This window comes from Bacillus sp. JJ1127, assembly GCF_036965845.1.
Classification (GTDB): domain Bacteria; phylum Bacillota; class Bacilli; order Bacillales; family Bacillaceae_G; genus Bacillus_A.
In genome coordinates this window covers 6,775-8,832 of the sequence record NZ_JBALQK010000316.1, presented here as the reverse complement: position 1 = coordinate 8,832, position 2,058 = coordinate 6,775, and the positions used below count along the sequence as shown (strand labels likewise).

Sequence of the window (2,058 nt, the reverse complement as noted above, 5' to 3'; positions counted from 1 at the left end):
CAAAATTCACATCCCTGTTTCCTATCTGGACGATTTAATGAAAATTAAAAAAAGTCTAAAAAAACTTGAAGTTTACGCTGCGTCATTTTATATACTGTTTAGTAACTACTATATATATCCATTTTGGTTTTTCGACATATAAGTCGCGATTATGGATAACAAAAGGTGACCTGCACTCGTTTTTTCTCTTTGTTTTCACTTGGTATAGGGCACAGGAAAAGGATCTAACCGCTTCTATGCATGAACGGATGCTCTCTCCCACCTAAAAAGAAGGGCTTTATGTCGTTTTTTTAATTTGAATTTATATATTTAGAGATATCTAGATAAAAGAGATTAGGAAAATAGGAGGTTTTTAGATGAAACAGGGAGATATTATTATTTATGGAAGCGTCATTATAGGTGCAGGTATTGGACTGACACTGGATAATGCATTTCCTGGTGTACTGATTGGCTTAGGAGCAGGATACTTACTTAAAAATTTTTTTCGTAAAGAAGAATAAATGTGGAATGAATAAAACAATTGTTAACGATAGAGTCTTAACGTACAGAAAGGTAGGTTTATCAGTTGATACACATTAATAAGGTTGGGGAGCTGACAGGTGTTACAGTAAGAACACTGCGTTACTACGATCAAATCGGATTATTAAAACCAGCATCCAAAACAGAGGGTGGCCATCGTTTATATACCAATGAAGAAATAAAAAAACTACAGCAGGTTCAATTTTTAAAAAAGGTTGGATTTCCGTTACATGAGATTAAGAATATGCTCGCTTCCAGTGCGTGGGATTGGTCAGATAGTTTAAAGAGTCAGTTATCTTTTGTAATAAAAGAACAGGAAAATTTAAAGAAAATAGAGTTATCCTTACGGGAAATGATACATGGAATCGCGATAGAAGGAGAAGAAAACTGGATCGCGATTCAGAAGATTATGCAATTATCCAGTAAAGATAAAGAAATACAGCAGTATTATCGTGAATCTGTATTTAAAGACAGAGAAATAAAACTATGGGAAAAGGTTCCCAATATGACAAGTGACAACTCTGATTCACTAGAATGGATTGCTCTGATAGGTCAGTTAAAGCGTTATATGGAGGACGGCCCAAAAGCACCCAAAGTCCAAAATATCATTAGAAGAATGGATGAAAAGCGCTTAGAGGAGTTTGAAGGTGAGGATGAATTTTTAGATAAGCTGTGGAAAATAAGGATGTCGCCAAAGCAATCAGAGAAACTGAGATTATATCCAATTGACCAGGATGTGCTTGAATTTATAGATCAGGCATATGCCATTTTTATGGCTGAAAAGAATAGTCCCCAACCGGAATAAGAGGGAAAGAATGATGAGTACAGAACTACTTCTCCTAATAGGGGGATTGGCCCTATTGGACACGCTAAGCCCTGCCACATTAGGGGTAACAGTATATTTGCTTTTAACAGATAAAGAGAAACTTACCAAACGTTTATTGGTTTATTTATTGACGATAGCAGGATTTTATTTTGCTGTTGGAGTTTCACTCATGTTAGGATTAGATTTCTTGCTTGAGATTATTTCTGGCGTATTTCAAAATCGAATCGTAAGCTGGACGTTCTTTATTATTGGGGTGATATTGTTCATAGCAAGTTTTTATGTTCCAACAAAGAAAAGTTCAGACCTACCTGCACCAAAATCAAAAAGCATTCTTTCAATGGTTGCTCTGGGATTCACTACTTCATTAATTGAAGTAGGTACTGCATTTCCTTATTTTGCAGCAATTGGCATAATGACTACTTCTAATCTATCATGGGTGGAATGGTCTTCTATTTTAGCTGGATATAACTTTATCATGGTGTTGCCTTCCCTCGTGCTGTTTCTCTTCTACCTCCTGTTTGGGCGGTGTATGCAAACATCTCTCGAGAAGCTTCGAGTGAAGATTGCTAATAATACAGGATCGGCTCTTTCGTGGATTATGTGTATAGTTGGACTCATCCTGATTTTTAATAGCCTGGATTATTTGTAGGATGTTTGACCAGAGTATGGGGTACGCTTTACTTCTATGCATGGCTAGATGCTCTCTCCCACCT

3 protein-coding genes are annotated in these 2,058 nt (G+C 36.4%); all 3 read left to right on the top strand.

All coding sequences use genetic code 11. The features are described from left to right. The first annotated feature begins 356 nt into the window (after nucleotides 1–356). Nucleotides 357–500: a hypothetical protein gene (locus V7183_RS23525; RefSeq protein WP_003201958.1), complete on the top strand. Its 144-nt coding sequence runs from the start codon at nucleotides 357–359 to the stop codon at nucleotides 498–500. A 65-nt stretch (nucleotides 501–565) separates the two neighbouring features. Next, nucleotides 566–1,324: a MerR family transcriptional regulator gene (locus V7183_RS23520; protein WP_335361015.1), complete on the top strand. Its 759-nt coding sequence runs from the start codon at nucleotides 566–568 to the stop codon at nucleotides 1,322–1,324. 13 nt (nucleotides 1,325–1,337) lie between these two features. After that, entirely contained in the window at nucleotides 1,338–1,994 is a 657-nt protein-coding gene (locus V7183_RS23515) for a GAP family protein (RefSeq protein ID WP_335361014.1), read from the top strand. Nucleotides 1,995–2,058: the final 64 nt, after the last annotated feature.

Coding starts and splice junctions, on each gene's coding strand:
- V7183_RS23525 (WP_003201958.1), top strand. CDS start 357: ATGAAACAGGGAGATATTATTATTTATGGAAGCGTCATTATAGGTGCA.
- V7183_RS23515 (WP_335361014.1), top strand. CDS start 1,338: ATGAGTACAGAACTACTTCTCCTAATAGGGGGATTGGCCCTATTGGAC.